At 56.0% G+C, this 21,919-nt stretch carries 15 protein-coding genes, 6 tRNA genes and 1 other RNA gene; 16 read left to right on the top strand and 6 right to left on the bottom strand.

Features of this window, described 5'->3' with window-relative positions:
- Positions 1 to 227: 227 nt before the first annotated feature.
- The 5 genes from ACJ8PI_RS13225 to ACJ8PI_RS13245 all read left to right on the top strand — a co-directional run bounded on the left by ACJ8PI_RS13225 (position 228) and on the right by ACJ8PI_RS13245 (position 6,550).
- Positions 228 to 758, top strand: coding sequence for a fimbrial protein (locus tag ACJ8PI_RS13225; protein WP_041036151.1), 531 nt, complete (start codon positions 228 to 230; stop codon positions 756 to 758).
- A 65-nt stretch (positions 759 to 823) separates the two neighbouring features.
- A complete protein-coding gene (locus tag ACJ8PI_RS13230) occupies positions 824 to 1,501 on the top strand; it encodes a fimbrial biogenesis chaperone (RefSeq protein ID WP_074027148.1) in 678 nt (225 codons plus the stop codon).
- 22 nt (positions 1,502 to 1,523) lie between these two features.
- On the top strand, positions 1,524 to 3,995 hold the full coding sequence (locus ACJ8PI_RS13235; protein ID WP_164134481.1) for a fimbria/pilus outer membrane usher protein: 2,472 nt from the start codon (positions 1,524 to 1,526) through the stop codon (positions 3,993 to 3,995).
- A gap of 223 nt (positions 3,996 to 4,218) precedes the next feature.
- Positions 4,219 to 5,343 carry a fimbrial protein gene (locus tag ACJ8PI_RS13240; protein WP_164134480.1) on the top strand — a complete coding sequence of 375 codons (1,125 nt, stop codon included), beginning with the start codon at positions 4,219 to 4,221 and terminating at the stop codon, positions 5,341 to 5,343.
- Positions 5,344 to 5,575: 232 nt separating this feature from the next.
- Positions 5,576 to 6,550: a fimbrial protein gene (locus ACJ8PI_RS13245; RefSeq protein ID WP_033635432.1), complete on the top strand. Its 975-nt coding sequence runs from the start codon at positions 5,576 to 5,578 to the stop codon at positions 6,548 to 6,550.
- A 125-nt stretch (positions 6,551 to 6,675) separates the two neighbouring features.
- Here the strand turns inward: ACJ8PI_RS13245 and ACJ8PI_RS13250 are convergent.
- Positions 6,676 to 6,751 (bottom strand) — tRNA-Ala (locus tag ACJ8PI_RS13250).
- Positions 6,752 to 6,811: 60 nt separating this feature from the next.
- Positions 6,812 to 6,887, bottom strand: a tRNA-Ala gene (locus ACJ8PI_RS13255).
- A 308-nt stretch (positions 6,888 to 7,195) separates the two neighbouring features.
- Here ACJ8PI_RS13255 and ACJ8PI_RS13260 point away from each other — a divergent pair.
- Positions 7,196 to 7,981 (top strand): formate/nitrite transporter family protein, encoded by a 786-nt coding sequence (locus ACJ8PI_RS13260; protein ID WP_041036155.1) that lies wholly within the window; start codon positions 7,196 to 7,198, stop codon positions 7,979 to 7,981.
- A 66-nt stretch (positions 7,982 to 8,047) separates the two neighbouring features.
- On the opposite strand, the gene gltX is transcribed toward ACJ8PI_RS13260, so the two are convergent.
- Complete coding sequence (gene gltX / locus ACJ8PI_RS13265; protein ID WP_319861194.1) at positions 8,048 to 9,463, bottom strand: glutamate--tRNA ligase; 1,416 nt, start codon at positions 9,461 to 9,463, stop codon at positions 8,048 to 8,050.
- A 294-nt stretch (positions 9,464 to 9,757) separates the two neighbouring features.
- Between gltX and ACJ8PI_RS13270 the strand changes: the two genes are divergently transcribed.
- The 9 genes from ACJ8PI_RS13270 to ACJ8PI_RS13310 all read left to right on the top strand — a co-directional run bounded on the left by ACJ8PI_RS13270 (position 9,758) and on the right by ACJ8PI_RS13310 (position 14,678).
- Positions 9,758 to 9,833 (top strand) — tRNA-Val (locus tag ACJ8PI_RS13270).
- Positions 9,834 to 9,861: 28 nt separating this feature from the next.
- Positions 9,862 to 9,937, top strand: a tRNA-Val gene (locus tag ACJ8PI_RS13275).
- A 38-nt stretch (positions 9,938 to 9,975) separates the two neighbouring features.
- A tRNA-Val gene (locus ACJ8PI_RS13280) sits at positions 9,976 to 10,051 on the top strand.
- Positions 10,052 to 10,058: 7 nt separating this feature from the next.
- A tRNA-Lys gene (locus tag ACJ8PI_RS13285) sits at positions 10,059 to 10,134 on the top strand.
- 75 nt (positions 10,135 to 10,209) lie between these two features.
- Positions 10,210 to 10,333, top strand: a non-coding RNA gene (locus tag ACJ8PI_RS13290) — RtT sRNA.
- A gap of 205 nt (positions 10,334 to 10,538) precedes the next feature.
- Positions 10,539 to 11,546 (top strand): Fe2+-enterobactin ABC transporter substrate-binding protein, encoded by a 1,008-nt coding sequence (gene fepB, locus ACJ8PI_RS13295; protein ID WP_033649828.1) that lies wholly within the window; start codon positions 10,539 to 10,541, stop codon positions 11,544 to 11,546.
- Positions 11,547 to 11,761: 215 nt separating this feature from the next.
- Positions 11,762 to 12,817, top strand: coding sequence for a Fe(3+)-siderophore ABC transporter permease (gene fepD, locus ACJ8PI_RS13300; protein WP_033635435.1), 1,056 nt, complete (start codon positions 11,762 to 11,764; stop codon positions 12,815 to 12,817).
- On the top strand, positions 12,817 to 13,854 hold the full coding sequence (gene fepG, locus ACJ8PI_RS13305; protein ID WP_033635436.1) for an iron-enterobactin ABC transporter permease: 1,038 nt from the start codon (positions 12,817 to 12,819) through the stop codon (positions 13,852 to 13,854). Before fepD ends, fepG begins: the two co-directional genes overlap by 1 nt.
- Positions 13,855 to 13,871: 17 nt before the next feature.
- The gene (locus tag ACJ8PI_RS13310) at positions 13,872 to 14,678 is read left to right on the top strand and encodes an ABC transporter ATP-binding protein (protein ID WP_041038072.1); all 807 of its coding nucleotides are present in this window, start codon (positions 13,872 to 13,874) and stop codon (positions 14,676 to 14,678) included.
- Positions 14,679 to 14,715: 37 nt separating this feature from the next.
- Here ACJ8PI_RS13310 and fes read toward each other — a convergent pair whose 3' ends face one another.
- The gene (gene fes / locus ACJ8PI_RS13315; protein WP_049213199.1) at positions 14,716 to 15,999 is read right to left on the bottom strand and encodes an enterochelin esterase; all 1,284 of its coding nucleotides are present in this window, start codon (positions 15,997 to 15,999) and stop codon (positions 14,716 to 14,718) included.
- Positions 16,000 to 16,276: 277 nt separating this feature from the next.
- On the opposite strand from fes, the gene ACJ8PI_RS13320 reads away from it, so the two are divergent.
- Positions 16,277 to 18,439 (top strand): TonB-dependent siderophore receptor, encoded by a 2,163-nt coding sequence (locus ACJ8PI_RS13320; RefSeq protein WP_060430752.1) that lies wholly within the window; start codon positions 16,277 to 16,279, stop codon positions 18,437 to 18,439.
- Positions 18,440 to 18,474: 35 nt separating this feature from the next.
- Here the strand turns inward: ACJ8PI_RS13320 and ACJ8PI_RS13325 are convergent, their stop codons facing one another.
- Both ACJ8PI_RS13325 and alsS read right to left on the bottom strand, forming a co-directional pair.
- A complete protein-coding gene (locus tag ACJ8PI_RS13325; protein ID WP_041036166.1) occupies positions 18,475 to 20,061 on the bottom strand; it encodes an ABC transporter substrate-binding protein in 1,587 nt (528 codons plus the stop codon).
- A gap of 142 nt (positions 20,062 to 20,203) precedes the next feature.
- Positions 20,204 to 21,889 (bottom strand): acetolactate synthase AlsS, encoded by a 1,686-nt coding sequence (gene alsS / locus ACJ8PI_RS13330; RefSeq protein WP_033635442.1) that lies wholly within the window; start codon positions 21,887 to 21,889, stop codon positions 20,204 to 20,206.
- Between the last annotated feature and the right edge of the window lie 30 nt (positions 21,890 to 21,919).

The following is a 21,919-nucleotide window of genomic DNA, read 5'->3' on the forward strand; positions in this document are numbered from 1 at the left end:
GTTTTTTTTCATATAGACTAAATTTCGTTAACAAATAGCGGCCGGAGAAAAACCACCTGGCAGCATTAAAAACCAATAAAAGTGAGAATTGCAGTTTTCAAATTCAAACTAACACACACTCAAAAGCATCAATCACCTGAAAAAGGGAGTTTTAACGCGTATTCAATAACCATAGGGATTGATTTAAAAAACTATGATTTACATACAGTTATAAAAGGATAGAGAATATGAAATTACGCACACAGAGAACCATGCTGTTAGCTGGAGCATATCTAGTCATATCGTCTACATCATACGCTGCAGACGGTACTATAAACTTTACCGGCACGGTGACCGACCAAACCTGCACGGTTGAGGCGGGCAGCGCCAACCAGACAATCCCAATGGGCAATGTCAGTGCCAAAGCGTTTAGAAGCGTTGGCGATACAGCGCTACCGACAAAATTCAATATCGCCTTAGTCAGCTGTCCGGACACGGTCAAAAAAGCGTCTATCAAGTTCGATGGCATTTACGCAGATGGCAACACAACTCTGTTGTCGCTCAATAAAGAGACCAACGCCGCTACAGGCATCGGCGTTGCGCTCTATGAGGCCGATGGCACAACGCAAATCCCGGTTGCGTCATTCTCTAATGCGCAAAGCGTGCAAAAAGACATCAGGAACGTCTTTACTTATGTCGCTAAATATATGTCTACATCCGGCACGGTTACCGTCGGCCCGGCAAATGCCACGACACAATTCAGCATCTCATATAATTAATAAGGTGCTCTTATCGGGCCGGCAACAACGCCGGCCCGATAATTAAAACCGCTACGGGAATAACGATGATTAAAAAAAGAATCCTTTGCTTTCTGCTATTATTTTCTTTTAATACTGTCGCCAGCGTAACCCTGGGAGGAACGCGAGTCATTTATGAGGAAAATAAAAAAGAATCGAATATTTCAGTAAGCAATCAAGACAGCAATTCACCGGTACTCATCCAAACCTGGGCAGAAAATTTTCGGGCCGAGGATAGCAGTGAAGTCCCATTCATTGTTACCCCGCCATTGTTCAGGCTGGAGCCAGAGCAGGATAATATTATTAGAATCATCCATTCTGGCGGCGTTTTGCCACAGCATGAAGAAAAAGTATATTGGCTTAGCGTAAGATCGATACCTTCAACCAAAAGAACCAAGGAAAACAAACTCCTTATTACAGTACAAAACAGAATAAAAATAATCTATCGCCCCAGTTCTTTATCAAAGAAAGAGGCAAGTGACGCATACAAAAAAATCAAATTCTCTCGAGAAAAAAACATGTTGATTGTGAGTAACCCAACGCCATTTTATGTCTCTTTTTACTCTCTCTCTGTAGGTGAAAAAGAGCTTAAAGAAGCCGACATGGTCGCACCAAAAAGTAAAAAGCAATGGGCTATGCCAAACGGAATACGCAGCACTGTAATAAAATGGCAAGCCATCAACGACTATGGAGGCGTGACCGAGGAAATAAAAGCATCGTTATAACAATATGTAAAGGGATGCAAAAATGACTATGCCAAGTATCGCCAACAACAAAAAGTCGGTGCTGTTTTTCTGTTTTTTATCCTCACCGGTTGCACTGGCAGAGGACTACTTTGAGCCTTCTGCATTAAACAGAAATTATCAAAACGTGGCTGACTTGTCCCATTTCAACAATCCGAGCGATCAATTGCCTGGTGAGTATTGGGTGGATATCTATCTAAACAACGCTTTTTTCGCTAATCAAAAAGTGGAGTTTTTTCACGTTGCCGGTGCTTTGCAACCTCGCATCCATCGAAACGATCTTGAAAATTTCGGCATCCAATTTGACGCATTAAAGGCAACGACGAGCGAAAACAGTCTAACCGATCATCCCATCAATGAGATTATTCCGGGCAGCTATGCAAAGTTTGACTTCAATCGCCAAAGATTAGATTTAAATATTCCTCAGGCTTATCTTAAAAACCAGCCGCGGGACTGGGTAAACCCGACGCTTTGGGATGACGGCATAAACGTCCTCCTGATGGATTACAGCTTCAGCGGCACCGAATCATGGCAAAATGGGAATGCAAAAACGGGTGATAATCAATATTTGAACCTGCGCAGCGGCGCAAACTTCGGCGCCTGGCGCTTGAGAAACTACTCTACCTACTCAAGCCAAAACAGCACCAAATGGAAAAGCATCAATTCCTATGCTGAGCGCGGTCTTAGAGACAGTAAAAGCACCTTGATCGTGGGTGACAGTTCAACTTCTGGCGACGTCTTTGACAGCTTTCAATTTCGCGGCCTGAAACTCGCGAGCGATCCCTCCATGATCCCTGACAGCCAGCGGGGCTTCGCCCCCACGGTGCGAGGCGTCGCGCAAAGCAATGCCGAAGTCATTGTGAAGCAAAATGGCTACATCATTTATCAAACTCACGTGCCCGCAGGAAGTTTTGAAATAACCGATATTTACCCCACCACCTCCAGCGGTGGGCTGCAAGTAATCATCAAAGAGGCAGATGGCTCAGAACGCAGCTTCTTTCAACCCTTTTCCGCAGTGCCCATCATGCTGCGAGAAGGCATGAAAAAAAATGAATTAACGCTAGGCGAGTACCGTGCCGCGCAACGCGATAAATCTAAATATAAATTTCTTCAACAGTCATTAATTTATGGTCTTAGAGACGATAAAACGCTCTATGGGGGCGTAATCATCTCAGAAAAACACCAGGGAATTTCTTCCGGCATCGGCAGCAGCTTGAAAAAGTTCGGATCATTTTCAGCCGATGTCACCCATACCAAAAGCCGGCTCATTACGGGCACTTCCCGTTCAGGGCAACAATATCGGCTCCAGTACGCAAAAAACCTTGAAACTACGGGTACAAACTTCACGCTTGCAGGATATCGATATTCAACATCAGGCTATTTAAATTTTTCTGAATTTAGTGACATGAATACCAATCTTGAGAAAAAGTGGCTGGCGCGTGACATAAAAAGAAGCAAGCTGGTTCTCAATATTAATCAGCCCCTTCACGATTTCGGTAGTTTCTACCTCAACGGTTATCAACAGAACTACTGGCATAACAGCAGCGTTGAGAAGAATTTTCTGCTTGGGTTCTCAACCAGCCAGCGTGGTATTAGCTACAATCTTGCTTTGAGTTACAATAGCGGCCCTTATACGGATAAACCCGACAAGATTGCCACTCTTAACGTTCAGATCCCGCTGAACAAATGGCAATCGAACAGCTGGGCTAACTACACCGCCAGCAAGAACAGCAAGGGCAAGTTCAATCAGCAATTAGGTGTGAGCGGAACGGCTCTGGAAAATAACCAGCTCAGTTATAACGTCTCGGCCTCCCAAAGCAGCATCAGATCCGGACCATCCGGCAACGGCTCCGCCTATTATCGCGGCGGGTATGGCGAGGTCGGGGCCGGATACAGCTTTGATCAAAATATGCAGCGGGTTAATTACAGCCTACGCGGCGGCGCCATCGCCCATGGCGACGGCATTACATTATCGCAATCGCTGGGGGATACTGTGGCTTTAGTTAAGGTACCCAATGCCCACAATATTGAAGTGATTAACAGTGTCGGCGTCAAAACTGACTCTCGAGGCTATGCGGTAGTACCTTACATCAGCAGTTATCATAAGAATCGGATTGCCTTAAACCCGCAAAGCTTTGGCGATGACGTTGAAATAGCAAAGAACAGCAAGATTGTTATCCCGACAAAAGGCGCTGTTGTATCCGCTCACTTTAAATCTAACATCGGCAATAGAATTATCTTAAAGCTGCAACACAATACCAACGCAATCCCTTTCGGCGCTGTCGCTACGCTGCAAGGTGAAGACAAAACGACAGGGATCGTAGGAAATGATAATAGCGTTTATATGAGCGGTATGCCGGATTCAGGAACGGTGTTGGTTCATTGGGAGGGGAAGCAACGCTGCCAAGGCAGTTATGCCATTACAGCTAAAGAGTCTGAGTCAAAAATAAAAATGCTCAATATGATATGTAAATAGCATTAAATTATTGATAAACGCACATAGCATAATATGCAGGATCTTTCCTGCTAAATGTCGACCAACTGGCAATGAGCTAAACATTAGGCAACCAAGGCATGTTTGTAATTAAACAGCACAGCGTAGAGAAACGACATGATGAAAGCAGTCGTAATTATTTACATACTGGTGTTCGCATCTGCTCTGTTAATATTATCAAATATAAACACTGACTGGTTTTGCGATGAATCCTGCAATCCCATTGAAGACAAAAAAAATGATGCACAAGAACCCAATCGAAGCTTCATGTCAGGCGAACCTTTGTTATCTTCATCACGGCATGGTAAACACTTCATTAGCGGTTGAAAGGAAAAAGACAATGATAGGAAGAAAATCACTAGATAAAGCAAAAATAATATTGCATGGGATTATTTCGCTTGCTCTGGTATTTTTATACTCCGCGAAAACTTATGCCGGAGATGAAGATTGCCGGGCAATGTATCATATACCGCCATATATTAGCCAGAGTCCGATCGTTGTTCCGGCAGATGCGTCAAACGGGGCAGTTCTGGGGCAAGGCGAATTGGATTTTTCCGTTAAGGTACTGTCAAATGGCGAAGCGATTTTCGGATACGGACATTTCGTGGTACAACCGTTCACCTACCTGACCTCAACCGGTTTTAAACACAATGGCATCCCCGTCTATAAAACCTCCTGGGAAGGCATTGGCATTGCAATGTCATTAAATAACCATGCCGGTATTCCAGAGTTTTCTGGACCGAACCCAACGCCGCCTTATTATATACTTTCGGCAAATTTTAAATACTATCTCGTAAAAATCGGAGATATTAAACCGGGTGTGATGCCGCAATTTGAGCCATTCCTGATGAACTATGCGTGTTTGCGGATCGCCGGTAGAGCCTTTAGACTCGGTCATCCAAAGTTTCCCGCTACCAACGTCTCAGTGGAAGGTTGCCGATTAACCACGCCAATCAAATACGTCCATTTGGGAGAAGTGAATAGAAAAGAATTCTCCGGTATTGGAAGTACCGCTGGCGAAACTCCGTTCGATATTACTTTAGAATGTAACTCAGATGCCAAAGTAGACCTGGAAATCAGAGGGCAAACGGTGAGTGGCAACAACCAGGTATTGGCAATTAATCATACTGACAATGCGGCTAAAGGCGTCGGGTTGCAGATTCTGCGCAACGGTGCCCCATTTGATTTAGGCAACAAAATTAATGCATTAGATACAACGCTGCTCGGCCAGAATTCCCTTTCATTTCTGGCAAGGTTTTACCAAACAGAGGCGAACATAACGCCGGGAGACGTGAGCGCCATCGCCCAATTCACCGTTTCATATCGATAGCCCTTTGTGGAATAAGAGGGGCTCCAAGCCACATTGGCACATAAACGACGCCTCTGTTCCGTGCACCCAGTGCTTCAGTATGCAATATCAGTCATATCAAAAATATTCATACAACTAACGCTAGAAAACTACATGATGGCCGAAGGATGAGCGCCCATCGTTTATATAAAAAATTGATAGATAAAAATAACACTATGTGCAGTTCGAGCAATATCTAATAGGAAAAGTGAATATGTCAACGCTATTTAAAACAACAGCTATAGCCAGGATCGCTGGCATCCTGGTCTTATTATTTTCCTTTTCAGCCCAAAGTGAGGGCGATTGCTATGCGATATGGCATCATCCGCTAAAAATCGAGCAATCCGGCATTACCGTCCCGGCAGGCGTTAAAGTCGGCGATCTTATCGGTCGTGGGGAATCTTACTTTTCCGTCAGGCTGTTGGCTAATGCCATACAGTTCTCCTTTGGCGAACCCGGCGATCTGGTGTTGCAAGCCTATACCCACTTGAGTGCGACAGCATTACAATACCACGGTATTCCCGTCTATCAGACTGGTTGGCAGGGGGTCGGCATTGCCATGTCGCTCAATGACCAACCGGGGCTTTGGGATATTTATGCGCCGCGTAATACACCCGTGAACTATGTTCTTGGCGGAAACTTCAAATATTATCTGGTCAAGACCGGCGACATACAATCTGGTGCCATGTCTGCATTTTCCCCTTTCTCCTTTAACTATACCTGCTTGAGAGCAACCAACGCCAGACGGCTGGGTGAGACCTATTTTCCTGCCGTCAATATCGCAGTGGAAGGTTGCCGCCTCAGCACGCCGTCGAAACAGGTTTTCCTGGGAAAAATCAACCGGCGGACGCTCTCTGGTATAGGGGCCACGGCGGGAAATACCCCTTTTAACATCGCGATGGAGTGCAATGTCAACACTAAAGTCGATCTGGAGATACGCGGTGACATGGTTAATGGCAATCGTCAGGTATTGGCCGTTATCCCATCAAAAGAGGCGGCCACCGGCGTTGGTCTGCAGATACTGCGTAACGGCATTCCCTTTGAGTTGGGGACGAAAACCGGCATGCTAAACCAGACGCTGGTAGGGATGAACGAAATCCCGCTCAGCGTGCAATATTATCAAACGGAAGAAAAAGTTACGCCGGGAGAAGTCAATGCCGTGGCTCAATTCACCGTGTCATATCGCTAGTTTTGGTGAGCTGGCGGCATAACTCCGAGCTATCGGAAAGCCAGAGTCATTTTTCCAAGCGTCAGGCAAGCATTAGACGCACGCATAAAGCAAAAAGCCGACCCTAAGGTCGGCTTTTTAAATGGTGGTGGAGCTAGACGGGATCGAACCGTCGACCTCTTGCATGCCATGCAAGCGCTCTCCCAGCTGAGCTATAGCCCCACAAAAGTGGTACGCGTTGACCGGCGTTACGGTATTCCCCAACCTCTCTGAGAAGAAGTTTGGTGGAGCTAGACGGGATCGAACCGTCGACCTCTTGCATGCCATGCAAGCGCTCTCCCAGCTGAGCTATAGCCCCGTTCCACAATCACTTTGTGCTGTGAACGGGGCGCATAATATGAAACCCGCTCAAAGCTGTCAACGGCTAAATTGAATTACTGAATCAAGCGTTGAAAAAGCCGCCAAATCAGCATCTTTGGCGCCAAAAAATCATCACTTTGCGCAGAGTTCATCCATTTTGCGCGCTACATCTCAAAATGGCAAAAGACCCTGCATATCACATTGATTTTTAATTAATGGAATGTTAACGAAATGCGCTTGAGTCGGACTCCCGAGCGGCATAGACTGCCCGCGCCATAAACTTCATTACTATAAACCGAGTCCGTCATGTCTTTGCATTCACCAAAAGAAATCGCCGCCCTCGCCGTTCAGGCCGGGGTAAACAAAAGCCGCGCCCCGCTCGCTAATCTGCTGATTCTGGGCTTTCTCGCCGGCGCCTTTATTGCCACCGGCTTTCTGCTGGATATTCACGTCATCGGCACCCTGCCGGCCGAATGGGGCTCTTTCGGTGCCCTGTTGGGTGCCGCGGTCTTTCCTATCGGTTTGATCCTGACTATTCTGGCCGGCGGCGAACTGCTGACCGGCAACATGATGACCTTGCCGATGGCCTGGTTTGCCCGCGAAATCCCCGCCATCGCCGTGCTGCGCAACTGGTTTTGGGTCACCCTGGCCAACCTGGCCGGCAGCCTGGCCGTCGCCTACTTCTTCGGCCATTTGCTGGGCCTGACCGAAGGCGCATTCTTGCATAAGACGCTGGCGATCGCGCAGGCCAAAGTGGATGCGGACTTCCTGCACGCCTTCATTTCCGGCGTCGGCTGCAACTGGCTGGTGTGCCTGGCGGTGTGGTTAGCCTTCGCCAGCAAGGATGTGCCGGGCAAAGTGATCGGCATGTGGTTCCCGGTCATGGCTTTTGTCGCCATCGGCTTCCAGCACGTGGTGGCGAATATGTTCATCATCCCGGCGGCCATCTTTGCCGGCGGCATGGGCTGGGAGCAGTATCTGCCCAATTTCGTCGCGGTATTTCTCGGCAACGCGCTGGGGGGCGCCGGTTTTGTCGGGCTGATGTATTTCCTCGCCTACCGCCCGGGTTTGCCGGCCGGCGAGCAAGCCTGACACACCGCCATGAAAAAAGCCCCGGGATCGCTCCACGGGGCTTTTTCTTTAAGGCGTATCAGCAAATCAGGCTTGCGCTTCGCGCTCGGCGATGTAAGCCAGCGCCATGTCGATGCGCTGCAGCGAACGCTTCTGGCCGATCGCATGCACGGTCACGTCCATGCCCGGCGACTGACCGGCGCCGGTCACCGCAACGCGCAGCGGCATGCCGACTTTGCCCATGCCGACACCCAGCTCATCCGCCGTGCCCTGAATGGCGTCGTGCACGTTTTCCGGCGTCCAGACGGTGATGGCAGCCAGCTTGGCGCGCACCGCTTCCAGCGGCTGACGCGCCACCGGGCGCAGGTGCTTCTTGGCCGCGTCTGCGTCGAACTCGCTGAAGTCTTCATAGAAGTAGCGGCAAGACTCCGCCATCTCTTTCAGCGTTTTGCAACGCTCGCCCAGCAGCTTGACGATGTCTTTCAGTTCCGGGCCGTTGCGGGTTTCAAGGCCCAGTTGCTCAACGTGCCACGCCAGATGCACCGCCACTTCTTCCGCCGGCATATGGTTGATGTAGTGGTGGTTCAGCCACTGCAGCTTTTCGTTGTTGAACGCGCTGGCGGATTTGTTGATCGCTTCCAGCGTGAAGAACTCTTTCATCTCATCGATGGAGAAGATCTCCTGATCGCCGTGGGACCAGCCCAGACGCACCAGGTAGTTCAGCAGCGCCTGCGGCAGATAGCCGTCGTCGCGGTACTGCATAACGCCCACGGCGCCGTGACGCTTGGACAATTTTTTACCGTCGTCGCCGAGGATCATCGACACGTGTGCGTATTCCGGCACCGGCGCGCCCAGCGCTTTGAGAATATTGATCTGGCGCGGGGTGTTGTTGATATGGTCTTCGCCGCGGATCACATGAGTGATTTCCATGTCCCAGTCATCGACGACGACGCAGAAGTTATAGGTTGGCGAACCGTCGGTGCGGCGAATGATCAGATCGTCCAGCTCCTGGTTGCTGAATTCGATCGGGCCGCGAATTTTGTCGTCGAAGATCACCGAGCCTTCCTGCGGGTTGCGGAAGCGCACCACGTGCGGCTCGTCGTCGGTGTGGCTGCACTGGCTGTCGCGGCAATGGCCGTCGTAGCGCGGCTTCTCGCCGTTTTCCATCTGCTTCTCGCGCAGCGCTTCCAGACGTTCCTTGGAGCAATAGCATTTATAGGCAGTGCCCTGCTCCAGCATCTCGTCGATGACCGCGTTGTAACGATCGAAACGCTTGGTCTGGAAATACGGGCCTTCATCCCAATCCAGGTTCAACCAGTTCATGCCATCCATAATTGCGTCGATCGCGTCCTGGGTGGAGCGTTCCAGATCGGTATCTTCGATACGCAGAACGAACTCACCGCCCGCATGGCGGCTGAACAACCAGGAATAAAGTGCGGTACGCGCGCCGCCGACGTGAAGATAGCCGGTCGGGCTCGGTGCAAAACGGGTTTTGATTTTCATTGGGTTCACTGCCTTATTACGCAACGCGTGTCGGCGGTTGCCGACGATTGCTCGGAATTGAAAAAAGAGTGGACGACATTGTATCACCACGCGCTAATTCCTCAACGCCGACACGATATTGCGCCGGTCGATTTCGCGCGTTTTGCGGCGAGTTTCGCATAGCGTTGCGCAAAGAATCGGCGCCGTTGGCGATAATTATCGCGCCCTGCCTAAATTTGCGGCGAACGATTGAAATCATTTTAAAAACCGTTGACTCACTTTGAACTATCCCTATAATGCGACTCCAACAAGACGGGGCGATTAGCTCAGTTGGTAGAGCATCTCCTTTACACGGAGGGGGTCGGCGGTTCGAGCCCGTCATCGCCCACCATCTTGTTGAGAAAAATGAGAACGAATGAGGGTGATTAGCTCAGTTGGTAGAGCATCTCCTTTACACGGAGGGGGTCGGCGGTTCGAGCCCGTCATCACCCACCATCATTATCTCGTTTAGCAGTACCTGGAAGTCCTGAAGTGGGTGATTAGCTCAGTTGGTAGAGCATCTCCTTTACACGGAGGGGGTCGGCGGTTCGAGCCCGTCATCACCCACCACTTCTGCGGGTCGTTAGCTCAGTTGGTAGAGCAGTTGACTTTTAATCAATTGGTCGCAGGTTCGAATCCTGCACGACCCACCAATTCAGAGAAAAGCGCCTTTTGGCGCTTTTTTCGTTTCTGCGCCACCCAACTCTGACTTTATCTTCTTGCAGGCATAGTTTACCGAGTCGTGAAGGATGAAGAGCCGTAGAGGTTCGAGCATCGCGCAGCGATACGACAACGCGCAGCGTTGCCCGCAGGGTGAGGCCAAAGGCCGAATCAATCCTGCACGACCCACCAATTCAGAGAAAAGCGCCTTTTGGCGCTTTTTTCGTTTCTGCCGCACTCACCTCCACTTTCTCCTTATTCTCACTATTCACCACGCGCTGAGATACGAATGGTTATCATTTTGCCGGCTTGGATGGTAAATTAGCGGGCATCCACCACGCAGCCAATCCGCCGCCGGATTGATAAGCCTTAGTTCAAGGAAAGAAAGAGCCCGCTCATGACCCTATCCTTACGCCAGCTGTTCATTGCATTTATCGCCACTTCCAGCCTGCTGCTCAGCGGCTGCGGCCCGGACGACCAGAGCGACGGGCAGAAACCGTCCGCCCCCGCTGCCGACAGCAGTTGGCCGCGCACCATCGACAGCGTCAAAGGGAAATTCACGCTGGAAAAACCGCCGCAGCGCATCGTGTCCACCAGCGTCACCATCACCGGCACGCTGCTGGCTATCGACGCCCCGGTGGTCGCCAGCGCCGCCACCAGCCCAAATCCCCTGGTGGCCGATAAGCAAGGCTTCTTTACCCAGTGGAGCGAAGTGGCCAAACAGCGCCACGTCGAACGGCTGTACCAGGTGGAGCCCAATGCCGAAGCCGTCGCCGCCGCCGCACCGGATTTGATCGTCGTCGCCGCCACCGGCGGTGATTCGGCGTTGAAGCTGTATGACCAGCTGTCCGCCATTGCGCCGACGCTGGTGCTCGACTATGGCGACAAGAGCTGGCAGCAGCTGGCCAGCGAGCTCGGCGAGATCACCGGCCATGAAGCCGGCGCCAAACAGGCGGAGGATCGTTTCGAACAGCGCGTGGAGCAAGTGAAGCAGGCGATCGCGCTGCCGCCGCAGCCGACCACTCCGCTGGTGTATGCCGACAACGGCCGCGAGGCCATGCTGTGGACGCCGGGTTCCGCCCAGGGCAAGCTGCTGACGCAGCTCGGCTTCCAGCTGGCCACCCCGCCGGAAAGCGCCAAAGGCAACACCAGCATGGGTAAACGCCATGACATCATCCAGATCTCCGGCGAAAAAATGGCCGAGGGCCTGAACGGCAAAACGCTGATCCTGTTCGCCACCAACGAGCGCAAAGTGCAAGAGGTGCTGACCAACCCGTTCCTCAAACATCTGGAGCCGGTGGAACAGCGGCACGTCTATGCCGTCGGCAACGACACCTTCCGCCTCGATTACTACAGCGCCACCAACATGCTGAACCAAATCGAACGGCTGTTCAAAAAGCCCTGAACCACGCCGTCGGCGGGTCAGCCTCCTGCCGACGTTTGCCATAAACAGGGCAACCGTTCACATTCAATCAATTGAAATATCAATAGTTATTAACATCGTCAACGCACCTGCGCCACCAACCGGCGGGTGCATGCGGGCGTAAACTCGTGCTACTATTGGCACCCCGCATGAACGCAAATAACAATGAGAATAAAAATCATACAGGAGTTACCGGTGTGAACGTACCCACTCCGACTGAGCGGACGCTTTCGTCCGCACCGCACGCAGCTTACGCCAGTGGCTTCAAACGCATCGCCGGGTTCGGTATCGGCTTGGCGCTGTTGCTGCTGTGTATCATTGCCAGCCTGATGCTGGGTTCCAAAGCCATCCCCTTCCACACCGTCTGGCTCAGCCTGCAGGGCGCCGCGAGCGGTTCCGACAGCACCATCATTCTCAACGCCCGGGTGCCCCGTACGCTGGCGGGCATCTTGGCCGGCATGGCGCTCGGCGCCGCCGGCGCGCTGATTCAGGCCTTGACGCGCAATCCGTTGGCCGATCCCGGCGTGCTCGGCATCAACGCCGGCGCCAGCTTCGCCGTGGTCATCGGCATCATGTTTTTCGGCGCCGCCACCACCGAAAGCTATATGGCCTACGCCTTTGTCGGTGCCGCCCTCACCACTCTGCTGGTCTACCTGATCGGCACGCTGGCGGGCGGGCGCATCAACCCGGTGCGGCTGACCCTGGCCGGCGTGGCGATCGGCGCGGTGCTGCTCGGCATCACCACCGGGCTGTCGCTGATCGATCCGCAAACCTTCGATCAACTGCGCTTCTGGCAGGCCGGCACGCTGGATATCCGCACGCTGTCCACGCTGCCGGTCACCGCCCCCGCCATTTTGCTCGGCTGCCTGCTGACGCTGCTCATCGCCCGGCCGCTGAATACCATCGGCATGGGGGAAGATCTGGCTATCGCGCTCGGCGCGCGCGTGGTGCTGACTCAGGTCATCGCGGTGATCGCCATCACGCTGCTGTGCGGCGCGGCAACCGCCACCGTCGGCCCAATTAGCTTTATCGGCCTGATGGTGCCGCACATCGCCCGCTGGTGGGTCGGCCCCGACCAGCGCTGGATCCTGCCCTACTCCATGCTGCTGGCGCCGATTTTACTGCTGTGCGCCGACGTGGTCGGCCGTCTGCTGGCGGCCGGTGAGCTGCGGGTTTCCATCGTGGCGGCCTTCATCGGCGCGCCGGTGCTGATCTGGCTGGTGCGCCGCAAGAAAACGCTGGGGGGGCTGTGATGAGTCTGCCCCACACGTTGCATATCGGCCGCCCGGACGGCGTCATCAACTGGCGCATGCCGCTGCGCCTGCTGCTGGTCAACCTTTCGCTGCTGGCGTTGTGCCTGGCGATGGCCGTTGCCGCGCTGTGCTACGGCACGCTGCAGCTCTCGCTGGAGCAGGTCTTTGCCGCGCTCAGCGGCGAGGCGCCGAAAAATCTGGTCACCGTGGTTACCCAATGGCGCTTGCCGCGTATCGCCATGGCGCTGCTGTTAGGCGCCGCGCTCGGCATGAGCGGCGCCATTTTCCAGTCGATTATCCGCAACCCGCTCGGCAGCCCGGACGTGATTGGCTTTAACATGGGGGCTTACACCGGCGCGCTGATCGCCATCACCCTGTTCAACGGCGGCTATTACTACATCGCCGGCGGCGCGCTGGCCGGCGGCATTCTCGCCGCGCTGGCCATCTACCTGCTGGCCTGGCGGCAAGGCATCGCCGGCTTCCGGCTGATCATCGTCGGCATCGCCATCAGCGCGGTATTGGTCTCCACCAATACCTGGCTGATCATCACCGCCTCGCTGGAGCGCGCCATGGACGCCGCCATGTGGCAGGCCGGTTCGCTCAACGGCATGACCTGGCAGAAAGCCCAACCCGCCACGGCGTTCATCGTGCTGGCGGCCGCGGCCGCGCTGCTGATGGGCAAACGGCTGCAGCTGCTGGAAATGGGCGACGATACGGCGCGCGCGCTGGGCGTGAACGCCGAAGGCAGCCGGCTGTGGCTGATGCTGTTCGGCGTCACCCTCACCGCCGCCGTCACCGCCACCGCCGGGCCGATTTCCTTCATCGCGCTGGCGGCGCCGCAGATCGCCCGCCGCCTGGCCGGCCAATCCTCGGTCACCCTGACGTCCTCGGCGCTGATGGGTGCGGCGCTGCTGCTCGGCGCCGACGTAGTGTCCCAACATCTTTTCGCACCGATCCAACTGCCGGTCGGGGTCGTGACCGTCTGCATCGGCGGTCTGTACCTGATTTGGCTGCTCATCCGTGAGGCCCGCAGATAATGAAGAATGACAATGCCATGAGCCACCGCCTGCACGCCTCGCATCTGAAGCTGGGCTACGACAATAAAATCATCGCTGACGATCTGAGCGTGGCGATCCCCGACGGCGCCTTCACGGTGATCGTCGGGCCGAACGCCTGCGGCAAATCGACGCTGCTGCGCGCCCTGTGCCGCCTGCTGAAACCCAGCGCCGGCGAGGTGATGCTGGACGGCAAGAACATCAGCAGCTTCGCCACCAAGGCGCTGGCGCGCGAGCTTGGGCTGCTGCCGCAAACCTCGATCGCACCGGACAGCATTACCGTGGCGGATCTGGTGTCGCGCGGCCGCTACCCGCACCAGAGCCTGCTGAAACAGTGGACGCAAGCCGACAAACAGGCGGTGGAAGCCGCCATGGCGGCCACCAACGTCGGCCAGCTGGCGGACCGCAGCGTCGACGAGCTGTCCGGCGGGCAGCGCCAGCGCGTCTGGGTGGCGATGGCGTTGGCGCAGCAAACGCCGCTGCTGCTGCTGGATGAACCGACCACCTATCTGGACATCGCGCATCAGATCGAGCTGCTGGATCTGTTCCGCCAGCTCAACCGCGAGCACGGCCAAACCCTCATCGCGGTGCTGCACGATCTCAACCACGCCTGCCGCTATGCCGATCACATCATCGCTATGCGCGACGGCAAGATCGTGGCGGAGGGGAAACCGGCGGAGATCATCACCGCCGAGCTGGTGGAACGGGTATTCGGCATGCCGTGCATGATCATCGACGATCCGCTGTCCCACACGCCGCTGGTGATCCCGCGCGGCCGCTACCACTGCGACACGCCGCAGGCATGAAAAAGGCCGGGTTAGCCCGGCCTTCGTTTATCCATGACTAGGGAGCCAACAGCGCCCGCAATCCGTCGAGCAAACCGCCGCGCCAGCAGACGGCATCATGCCCGCCGGCGAACACGCGATAATCGACCCGATGCCCCGCCTCCACCAGCGCCCGATGCATTTGGCGATTGACCTGATGAATATCCCTCTCCCCTTCACCGGCTTCCTGAAAGACGCGCAGCGGCGTCGCGGCGCACAAGCCCCGCCGCACCTGTTCAGTCAACCAGCCGACGTCGGCGTCATACTCCTCAGCCGGGTTAATCATCGCTTCAATATGCGGCCACCAGAAAGAACCCGACTGGGTCAATACGCAGCCGAAACGCTGCGGCCAATGCAACCCGGCATACAACGCCGCCAACCCGCCGTAACTCTGCCCCGCCACCACCGTGCGCTGCGGATCGTCGCTGTAAGGCGCACGCTCCGCCACCTGCGGCAGCAGCTCCTCTTGCACCGCCCGCCAGAAAGCCGCATTGCAGGCCAATTCTTCCGCACGCCGCGCCATGTCTATCACGTCGATAAACAGATAAAGCGCCGACGGCAGCCTTCCGTTAAGCGTCTCGGCGTCCAGTGCGGAAAAAATCGGTATGCCATGCAGCCAAAATTGCCCGTCCAGCAGTACGACTAACGGGCGGTCTTCCCCTGCGCCGGTGGCGTACAGCCAGATGTTGCGTCGGTTAGCCAATCGTTCGCTGTGCCAAAAGAAGTGCTGCAAACGCCCAGACGCGGCGGGCAATGCTTGCCCGGCGTCCAACGCCCGCCACGCTGATTGATCCGGCGCCGCCGGCAAATGTATCGCAGACAACGGGAAGCCGCGGCTGCTGCAGTGCGGCGCCACCGGATTGAGCGGATCATGGCGCATCAACGGAAACAACGAACACCACCACTGACGCTGCTGCTGCCGACGCTGAGCCGCATCGCCGGTAAAAGCGGGCGGCAGTTGCGCCGTCTCAATGGGTATAAAACTGTAACTGCCTCGCCAATCTTCGCGAACAGTGAACTGCCACCACCAAATATCGCTACCCGGCCGGCGTTCCAGACTCTGTGGCGAAGGGCTGTGATGGTCGGTCACGCAGTTGATATCGACATACACCTTTTTAATCGGCGAGCGCCGTTCATCGCCCCACGGGTCGCGCCAGAAAAAGGTAACGCGCACCTGCGCTGCGGGCAGCGATTCGACGAGCGGCGTTCCCAACTCCGCGACCTGACGCCACCAATCTTTTCCGCCGAGATCGGGCCTTTGCAGCAGGTTGAGCACCAGGCCATCGGCATGAAGCGAATGCATTTTTCCTTTTTCCCCTGTTCACCGCACCCGGCGTTTTTTGTTTTCTTGAATAATGCAAATGGTATTGAGAATCATTTGTATTTTCAATAAAATGTAACCAATTATAAATCAACGCGCCTGAGGTCAACAAGGCCACTTCGAAGCGTGGCTCTGCAAAACGGTAAGCGATTCGTCCACCGTTCATTTATGGCAAGGAACTGCGCAGCCCTTCTCGGCGGCGCCAAATGAAAAAAGACAGCAATAGCTTGATATAAAATTGTTTTTTAAGGGATGAAAAATGTCAGAACACCCCCAAAATACCGCCAATCAACCTCTGCGTCACCCAGTCGCCAAGCTCTTGCTGACCTCAGCCATGCTGCTGGCGCCGGGCGTACAGGCCGGAACCGACAACGTTGAGCGTGATATCACCGTCGTCGCCGGCGCACAGGAAAACGTCACCGCGCCGCTGCAGGGCATCGTCGCCAAAGAAAGCGCGGCGGGAACCAAAAGCGCCGCGCCGTTGGTAAAAACGCCGCAGGCCATCACCGTCGTCACGCGCGATCAAATGGATCAGCAGGATGCGGCTTCCGTCGCTCAGGCGCTGCGATACTCCAGCGGCGTCGTGGCGGAATACCGCGGCACCTCTAACCGCAGCGACGAAGTGATCGTACGCGGCTTTCGTTACGCCCCAAAATATCTGGACGGCCTGAGCTATCAAAGCGGCCAGATCGACCCCTGGCTGCTTGAACGCGTTGAGGTGGTGCGCGGCCCGGCTTCTGTGCTGTACGGCCAGGCCAACCCGGGTGGGCTGGTGGCGATGACCAGCAAGCGGCCCGTCGCCCAGGCTATTCGCAAACTGCAATTGAGCGCGGGCAACCTGCATCAAGGAGAGGCCGCTTTCGACTTCGGCGGCGCATTGGACGAAGATGCCAAACTGCTGTATCGCCTTAACGGCATCGCCGGCACCAAAGAGACCGGCATCAAAGATCACAAGGAAAAACGCTTCGCCATCGCACCGGCGCTGACCTATATCGCCAATGAAGACACGACGTTCACCCTGTTGACCAGCTATCAAAAGGAACCGGAGAACGGCTACCGCAACTTCCTGCCGACCTCCGGCGTGGCGATCAAAAGCAGCGCCGGCTATCTGCCGTATGATTTCAACGTCAGCGATCCCGGTTTCAACCAGGCTCGCCGCGAACAAACCTCGTTCGGCTATATCTTCGAGCACTATATTAACGACGTTTTCTCTTTCCAGCAGAACATGCGTTACACCACGGTGGATGAACGTTACAAATATCTGGTGTTCATGTCGCAAGCCAAAAACAGCACGCTGCTGCAGCGCCGTCCGCAAAAAGATATCGTCAAATCCCATGAGCTGGGGTTGGATAACCAACTGAAAGCGCAATTCAGCACCGGCGACGTCGAGCACAGCGTGTTGACCGGCCTTGACTACAAGTGGAGCAAGGTCAATACCCAAAACTGGCGCGGCGACAGCGCGGGCTATTTCCTCGACTGGACTCGGCCGGTTTACGGCATGCCGGTCAACGAAAGCGCATTGCCGAAGGTCACCGATAACCGCAAGGTGCTGGACCAACTCGGCGTTTATCTGCAGGATCAGATGAGCTACGGCGGTTGGAATTTGTTGTTGTCGCTGCGCAACGACTGGACCGAGCTGCGCACTCAGGACATGTTGAGATCCAGCGACAGTCAGCAAAACGACACCAAGCTGACTGGCCGCAGCGGCCTGCTGTACGCCTTTGACAACGGCATTGCCCCGTACATCAGCTACAGCACATCGTTTGAACCCAACCTCGATACCGGCGCGCCGGGCACCGATCCGTTCAAGCCCACCACCGGTGAACAAACCGAAATCGGCGTGAAATTCCAGCCGAAGAACAGCAACACGCTGATGACGCTGGCGTTGTTCGATCTGACGCAGAAAAACGTCAGCTCCACCAACCCGGTAACCAAATACAAGGAGCAGATCGGCAAAGTGCGTTCCAAGGGGCTGGAAGCCGAAGTGCATTCACAGCTCACCCCGGCCATCGCGCTCATGGCGGCCTACACCTATACCGACATCGTTACCAAAGAAACCTATGTCGACGATCAGCGCGGCAAGACGCTGGTGATGGTGCCGACGCACGCCGCCTCCGCCTGGGGAACCTACAGCTTCCTGCAAGGGCCGCTGAAAGGCTTCTCCACCGGCGCTGGGGTACGTTACAACGGCGCCAGCCAAGGCGATGCGACCAACACCTACAAAGTGCCGGCCTTTACGCTGTATGACTGGATGGCGCGCTACGAATTGGCAGAAGTGGCTCCGAGCCTGGCAGGCGCCGCGCTGCAGGTTAACGTCAACAACCTGACCGACAAGCATTACGTTTCGTCCTGCGGCGGCGTGGACGCCTGTTTCTACGGCAGCGGCCGCACCGTCACCGCCACGGTCAGCTACAGCTGGTAAAACCTTTGGGCGCCGCATTGCCGCGGCGCCCTGCTTTATTTCTCCAGCGATACCTGCTTGAAGATGTGTTTGCCGAACGGGTCTATCTCGTAGCCTTTCACTTCCTTGCGCACCGGTTCGAAGATGGTCGAGTGCGCGATCATCAGCGCCGGCATCTGATCGTGCATCATCACCTGCGCCTGCTGGTACATCGCCACCCGCTTGGCGTGATCGTTCTCCTCGCGCGCCTGCAGGATCAACTGGTCGAACGGTTTGTAGCACCATTTCGCCGAGTTGGAACCGCCGAGCGAAGCGCAGGTGAACAGCGGGCCGAAGAAGTTGTCCGGATCGCCGTTGGCGGTGGTCCAGCCCATCAGCGCGGTCTGATGCTCGCCGTTTTTAATCCGCTGCAAATATTCGCCCCACTCGAAGGTGACGATTTTGGCGCGCACGCCGATCTTGGCCCAGTCGGCCTGGATCATCTCCGCCATGCGTTTGGCGTTGGGGTTATAGGGCCGCTGCACCGGCATCGCCCACAGATCGATGTCGAACCCCTGCCCCAGCCCGGCCTCCTGCAACAGCTGCTTCGCCCGCTCCGGCGAATACGGGTAGTCTTCAAGCTGCGCGTTGCTGCCCCACTGGGTCGGCGGCAGCAGGTTCTTGGCCGGCTGGCCGGCGCCGTGGAACACCGCCTCGATGATCGCCGGCTTGTTGACCGCCAGCGCCAACGCCTGGCGCACCTTGACGTTATCCAACGGTTTCTTCTGGGTGTTGAACGCCAGGAAGCCGATATTCAAGCCGGATTTTTCCATCACCTGAAGGTTGCCGTCCTGCCGCATGCGCGCCAGATCCGCCGGATTGGGGAAAGGCATCACCTGGCACTCGTTCTTTTGCAGCTTGGCGTAACGCACCGTCGCATCCGGCGTGATCGAGAACACCAGCCGATCGATCTTCGGTTTGCCTTCCCAGTAACGATCGAACGCCTTGTAGAGGATTTTCGCGTCTTTCTGATACTGCACCAGCTGGAACGGCCCGGTGCCGATCGGATCGTTGTCCACCCGCTGCGGCGTGCCGGCCTTCAGCATCGCGTCGGCATATTCCGCCGAAAAAATGGTGGCGAAGTACATGCCCAAATCGGCGACGAACGGCGCCTCGGCGCGGGAGAGCTCAAAGCGCACGGTGTTGTCGTCCACCTTGACGATCCGGTCGATCAGCGTGCCGAACTCCATCGACTCGAAGTTGGTGTAGGCGCCGTTGGAGACCTTGTGATACGGGTTGTTGGCGTCCTTTTGCCGCATAAACGAGAAAATGACGTCATCGGCGTTGAAATCGCGGGTGGGCGTGAAATATTTATTGCTCTGGAATGCCACGCCCTTGCGCAGGTGGAAGGTATAGCGCTTGCCGTCCTCGCTCACCTCCCAGCTTTCCGCCAGGCTGGGTTGCAGCTCGACGGTGCCGGGTTTGAAGTCCACCAGCCGGTTGTAGATCGCCGCCGAACTGGCGTCCACCGTGGTGCCGGAGGTGAACAGCTGCGGGTTGAAGCCTTCCGGCGAGCCTTCGGAACAGTAGACCAGCGTATTGGCCCGCGCGCCGCCGGCAATCGCCAACGCCAGCAGCCCGATCGTTATTGCTTTTCTTTTCATTGCGCTATCCCCAGTGGTGAAAAAACAGCCCAACGGTTAGCAATAAATCATGCGGTTAGCGATGTAAAGGACAAATTCCGCGCATAAAAACGGGCAGGCGCGCATGCGGCCTGCCCGGTGAAACGGCGCGAGGATGATGAAATTAAATCATCTGGCTGAAGTTCATCTGCGCCATCAGCTTATAGTTGTCGGCGTAGTCGACCGGAATGGCCACCACCACCGGCCCCTGGATCGCCATCGCCTTGCGCAGCATCGGCCGCAGATCGTCCACCGACTGCACGGCGAAACCGACCGCGCCGCAGGATTCCGCGTAGGCTTTGAAGTCGATCGGCCCAAACTCCACGCCGGATTTGCGCTGGTATTTGTTCACTTCCTGCATCTCCACCATGTTGTAGGCGTTATCGACCCAGATGACGTGCACGATGTTGTTTTTCAGCCGCACCGCGGTCTCCAGCTCCATGCTCGACTGCATGAACCCGCCGTCGCCGGAGATAGACACCACTTTATCGCCAGGGCGCACCAGCGCCGCGCCGATGGCCCACGGCAACGCCACCCCCATGGTTTGCTGGCCGTTGGAGATCAACAGCTGACGGGCGCGGAAACTGTACAGGTAGCGGGCGATCCAGATATGGAAACTGCCCATGTCCACGCACAGGGTTACGTCGTCGCTGACGATGTCCTGCAGCTCCTTGACGATGCGCAGCGGGTGGATCGGCATGCCGCCGCGGCGCGCGGCGCGCTCCGCCAGTTCCGTGCGTTGGCGGCCGAGATCGGTGAGGATCAGCTCCACCTCCGGCGGCACGCAGACCGCCTCAGTGAACGTTTCGGTCATCATGTTCAGCGTGGCGCTGATGTTGCCCACCAGCTCGACGTCCGGCCGATAGCAGGTGTCGATATCCGCCGGCAGCACGTCGATGTGCACTAGTTTCAGCCGCCCGTGGCTGTTCCACATGCATGGATCGTATTCGATCGGATCATAGCCGACGCTGACCACCAGATCGGCCTTCTGCAACAGCTGATCGGCCGGCTGGTTGTTGAACAGGCCGACGCGGCCGGCGAAACGGGCGAAGTGGTTGACGTCGATCACCCCCGCCGCCTGATAGGTGCCGACCACCGGCATATGGGTGCGGTACAGCAGATGGCGCACCGCCTCGCTGTTCTCCGGCCGGCTGGCCTGCAGGCCGAGCAGCAATACCGGGCATTTGGCCTGCCGGATCAGTTTCACCGCCGCCTGAATGTCGTCCGCCGCCGCGGCCCCCATGCGCGGCAAGCGGCAGCCGGCCAGCACCGGCGCGCTGACCGGTTCATTGACGATATCCATCGGCAGGCTGACGAACGACGCCCCCGGCCGGCCGAACTCGGCGCGGCGAAAGGCGTTGGCGATCACCTCGGAAATTGCCGAACCGGCATGCACTTCGGCGCAATACTTGGTCACCGGCCGGAACATGCTGACGGTATCCATGCTCTGGTGCGTCTGTTTCAGGCTGTCGGCGCGCTTCACCGCCCCGCCGAAGGCCACCACCGCATCCCCTTCCGAAGTGGCGGTGGCCAGCCCGGTGATCAGGTTGGAGCTGCCCGGCCCGGAGGTGACCAGCGCCACCCCGGCCTTGCCGGTCAGGCGCCCGACCGCCGCCGCCATAAAGGCCGCGTTGGCCTCATGCCGCACCACCACCGTTTCAATCGATGGCGCGTCCTCCAGCGAGTCGAACACCCGGTCGATCTTGGCGCCCGGAATGCCGAAAACGTGTTTGACGCCCTGCGCTTCCAGGTTTTTCACCACCAAATCGGCGCCGCATTGCCAGTCATTGCCTGTTTTTTCCTGTGCCATGGTTCCACCTCCTAAGAAAACGATCGCCGG

Origin of the sequence: Serratia sp. CY82433, from assembly GCF_052166535.1 — a bacterium.
Lineage (GTDB): Bacteria > Pseudomonadota > Gammaproteobacteria > Enterobacterales > Enterobacteriaceae > Serratia > Serratia sarumanii.

Coding starts and splice junctions, on each gene's coding strand:
- fepB (WP_033649828.1), top strand. CDS start 10,539: ATGACCCTATCCTTACGCCAGCTGTTCATTGCATTTATCGCCACTTCC.
- ACJ8PI_RS13230 (WP_074027148.1), top strand. CDS start 824: ATGATTAAAAAAAGAATCCTTTGCTTTCTGCTATTATTTTCTTTTAAT.
- alsS (WP_033635442.1), bottom strand. CDS start 21,889: ATGGCACAGGAAAAAACAGGCAATGACTGGCAATGCGGCGCCGATTTG.
- fes (WP_049213199.1), bottom strand. CDS start 15,999: ATGCATTCGCTTCATGCCGATGGCCTGGTGCTCAACCTGCTGCAAAGG.
- ACJ8PI_RS13260 (WP_041036155.1), top strand. CDS start 7,196: ATGTCTTTGCATTCACCAAAAGAAATCGCCGCCCTCGCCGTTCAGGCC.
- ACJ8PI_RS13245 (WP_033635432.1), top strand. CDS start 5,576: ATGTCAACGCTATTTAAAACAACAGCTATAGCCAGGATCGCTGGCATC.
- gltX (WP_319861194.1), bottom strand. CDS start 9,463: ATGAAAATCAAAACCCGTTTTGCACCGAGCCCGACCGGCTATCTTCAC.
- ACJ8PI_RS13225 (WP_041036151.1), top strand. CDS start 228: ATGAAATTACGCACACAGAGAACCATGCTGTTAGCTGGAGCATATCTA.
- ACJ8PI_RS13240 (WP_164134480.1), top strand. CDS start 4,219: ATGAATCCTGCAATCCCATTGAAGACAAAAAAAATGATGCACAAGAAC.
- ACJ8PI_RS13235 (WP_164134481.1), top strand. CDS start 1,524: ATGACTATGCCAAGTATCGCCAACAACAAAAAGTCGGTGCTGTTTTTC.
- ACJ8PI_RS13325 (WP_041036166.1), bottom strand. CDS start 20,061: ATGAAAAGAAAAGCAATAACGATCGGGCTGCTGGCGTTGGCGATTGCC.
- ACJ8PI_RS13320 (WP_060430752.1), top strand. CDS start 16,277: ATGTCAGAACACCCCCAAAATACCGCCAATCAACCTCTGCGTCACCCA.
- ACJ8PI_RS13310 (WP_041038072.1), top strand. CDS start 13,872: ATGAGCCACCGCCTGCACGCCTCGCATCTGAAGCTGGGCTACGACAAT.
- fepG (WP_033635436.1), top strand. CDS start 12,817: ATGAGTCTGCCCCACACGTTGCATATCGGCCGCCCGGACGGCGTCATC.